The following is a 3,238-nucleotide window of genomic DNA, read 5'->3' as shown; positions in this document are numbered from 1 at the left end:
TCCTCGGGCTGCTCTATATCCTCCTTCACAATGTACTGTGCGCGCCGGTACAGCTCATCGAAGGTGAGAATTTCTACGTCGTACATGGACCGACGGAACAGCTCGAAACTTGAGGACTTCTCGGGGTTGATCTGTCCATTAATCATGAGCTGGTCCATATTGCCTAACACGAGAACTTGCCGTGGCCGAACGAGCGAATAGGAGATATCGGTAGGGGTGCCGTCAGGCAAGTGATGTCGGCGTACGTTGTCGACAATTCCTCGCACCGCCTTGTAAGCCGTCTTCTGAACTTGCGAAAAACCACCGCTGACTTCATCGGAAACTTGATAGACATCGGGTTCTCGATACTGCTTCGGTCGAAGCAGGGGAGTCTCATGGTGCTTAATCTCGCAAAACAGGAGACTGCTCACGAAGCCGCGGGTGAGCAGGAGTCCGTCGACTCTTTTGCCGGCACCCGTCATGAAATTCGTACCCGCGGTTATTTGCTCTAGCTTATCCGCGTCCGCCGGGTCGCATGACACAAGCTGAAGCCCGTAACCAAAGATCCACGGGTTGCCCTCGAAGAAGTTTTGCCACACCTTCTCTCGTCCGCCCCTGGCTTGGCTATGCTTCACGGCGAAGTAGTCTGGGTCTTCGAGGAGCCGCCGGAATTCCTCAAGCTGACCTTTCCTATCGGCGAGAAGTTCAATATCACGTTCGGTGAGCCGGCCACCGAGCGCAGACCGTACGGCCTCTACGACTGTACTTTTGTCGGCTCCTTGCAGAACCTCGGCTATCTTCGCCTGACTTCCCACGAAGATGCGAAACGTATCGGACGGCAGCTCTATTCCTCGGAAGCCCTGAAGGAAGCCGATGAGCTTCCAGAGTCCTCGCCAGCCATCACCGGTATCAACGACCGCCTTGATTTCCCGTGTGGCGCCGCCGGAGGCAACCTCCTGTTTTAGCTTCTTCTTCCCGGGCTGGGTCTTGTCGCGCTTCCAAAAAGAAAGCCGTGGGCTGAAAGCACCATCGGACTTAATGAGCGTCACCCGGCAGAGCGTTTCAACTCTTGGGAGATCATCCAGAATGAAGTCGGTGACGAGCCGGCTTCGGCTGGTGTCGTAGAAGTAGTAGAGGCCCGAGGATTTGCCGCTCGGGCGGACCTCAAGAGTGGAGAAATTGTCGGTGAGAGTGTTGAAATAGGTGTTGTCGTTGATGAGCGAAAAATTTATTATCACGCGTGGCCCCCGCCTCACGCCCAGATCGACGCACTCCAGCAACCCGCCAACCGTGGACGACCTTGATCCGATGCAACTATTAGTGTAGGCATACTAACAGACCGCGATAACCTTGCCCCATCCCCGGCCGGCTCGCCATCGCTGCGCACCACATCGCGTTGCGCCAACCCGCCACTGCGTCCTCATCGGGAACGAGGGGTACCACCGGTCGTCCATAGGGGGCGCGTCCCGCGTCCGGTGGCTGATCATGCTGGCGGGGACGCCGGGGAGGGTATGTCGACCCCCGACGCCCCCGATGATGACCGAGCGTAACAAGAGTCCCAGGCGGGGCTTCGCGATCAGAGTTGCCGATGTTGATCTTTCTGGTGCAGACATGGTGCGGACACTGGTCCCACTTTTGGCCACTCGACGGCTCTCGCGATCACCTGTCCGCGACGCGGAAACCTCTGCGCTGCAGGTATTTCCGCCTACTTCTACTCGTCGCCACCTGGTGGGCGGGGGAGTTCGATTCCCGCCACCTCCACCACGATGCGTAGCAATGCCCCGAGCTGGGCAAATAGGTAAGATCTATGAGATCTGATCGTTGATCGAATAGAGGATGCCCAGCTCGGGGCGCTGATCATTTGGTTCGATTCCCAGACGCAACGACAAGTCTCGACTACGTGGCGTAGTGGCAGAGGTCGGTCTGTCAAGGGACGTCGACCGCCAGCGTGCACTCCAAGGTGTCTCCGCCGGAATCTGGCATCTGACGTCGTTCGCTGGCGGACCGGTCGATCAGCCGGGATCATGATGCCTCGTGCGGAGGAGCCGGAACTCGCGCGATCATGAACCAGAAGGTCCCGAGATGACGGTGCGCGAGTTTGTATCGGGGCTTGCCTTCATCGCGCGGGATGTGTGGCGGCCTACGCCCAGGTCGGATCTCTATCTGGACTGCGATGTCTGCGGCGGTGCCACGCCGCACTTCAGCTACCGGCAGATCATCTCTGCGACCAAGGAGAATCCGACGCTCGTCGCCGCGCCGCCGGAGCCTGCCTGTGCGGTATGTCGCAACGCGCATCCTCGGCGACGAAACGCCCTGCGACACGGCCATCGTGTGTACCCAGTCGCACCGCCTCTCACCCATCTGTCCCGGGGGCAGCGCGGTGACCATTACCCGCAGCGGCTACGAGCCTGTCGTCACCCGTTATGCACAGGTTTGCCGACGGTCAAGCCGCACGCGGATTTTCTGGTGTGTGCGCCTCCAACGCACGGGTAGGCCAGATAGATGGACCCGATCTCACGGCATCGCATCTCCTGCCTTGGGCCCAGGCGCGAGGTACCGGAGCCCTGGACAGTCCTGGTCGACCTCCTTGATCTCCTGAGGCGCCGCCTGTGTATGGATCTCGCCTGGCTCGGGCGGGTGGACGGGGACCTGCTCGTCGTGCAAATGGCCAGCGGGGACCTGGGAGCCTTCGGTCTGAGCCTCGGCTCGAGCGTCCATCGTGATCAGTCGCTGTTCTCCAAAGTCCTCTGCGGCGATCTTCCCTCGCTCATACCGGACGTGCAGGCCGAGCCGCGTACCTCCAGCCTGCCGGTGGTGGCCGAGTTCGGAATCCGCTCGTACGCGGCGACTCCGGTCACGGATGCCGCCGGACAGGTCTACGGCATGGTCGGCTGCGTGGGCCGGCAGCCGTGCCCATCATTGCGCCAGCGCGACGCCGGATTCCTCCGAATGCTCGCGTCGTTCCTCACCGAGTTCGTCATCGATCTTCGCCGGTTGTGGGATGAGCGCAACGCGGTCTGGCGGCAGGTCCGGGAGGTGCTCGACGCGGGCGGACCTCGGATGGCCTTCCAGCCGGTCGCGGACCTGATAACCGGGCAGACCGTGGGAGTCGAGGCGCTGGCCCGATTTCCCACTGGCCTGCCAGGACCGGAGGAGCTGTTCGCCGACGCGGCCGGCGCGGGGGTAAACATTCACCTGGTTTAGTGATCTTGCTGTAGGTGAGGGTTCGTGGGCGTGGTTGTGGGCCGCTCCGGGCGTG

2 protein-coding genes are annotated in these 3,238 nt (G+C 61.1%); one reads left to right on the top strand and one right to left on the bottom strand.

What is annotated here, in order from left to right:
* Nucleotides 1–1,259, bottom strand: a 1,259-nt coding sequence (locus MXD60_RS26000; protein ID WP_248822310.1) for a Shedu immune nuclease family protein, incomplete at its 3' end; no start/stop codon positions are given.
* 1,333 nt (nucleotides 1,260–2,592) lie between these two features.
* On the opposite strand from MXD60_RS26000, the gene MXD60_RS25995 reads away from it, so the two are divergent.
* Complete coding sequence (locus tag MXD60_RS25995) at nucleotides 2,593–3,183, top strand: GAF domain-containing protein (RefSeq protein ID WP_248822308.1); 591 nt, start codon at nucleotides 2,593–2,595, stop codon at nucleotides 3,181–3,183.
* Nucleotides 3,184–3,238: the final 55 nt, after the last annotated feature.

Origin of the sequence: Frankia sp. AgB32 (assembly GCF_023243045.1) — a bacterium.
In the GTDB taxonomy this organism is placed as follows: Bacteria; Actinomycetota; Actinomycetes; order Frankiales; family Frankiaceae; genus Frankia.
Note: the sequence above shows the minus strand (reverse complement) of the source record. Positions and strands in the feature narration are given on the sequence as shown.

What these genes read in the sequence shown, in the direction of transcription:
- MXD60_RS25995 (WP_248822308.1), top strand. Translation starts at nt 2,593, where the DNA reads ATGGATCTCGCCTGGCTCGGGCGGGTGGACGGGGACCTGCTCGTCGTG.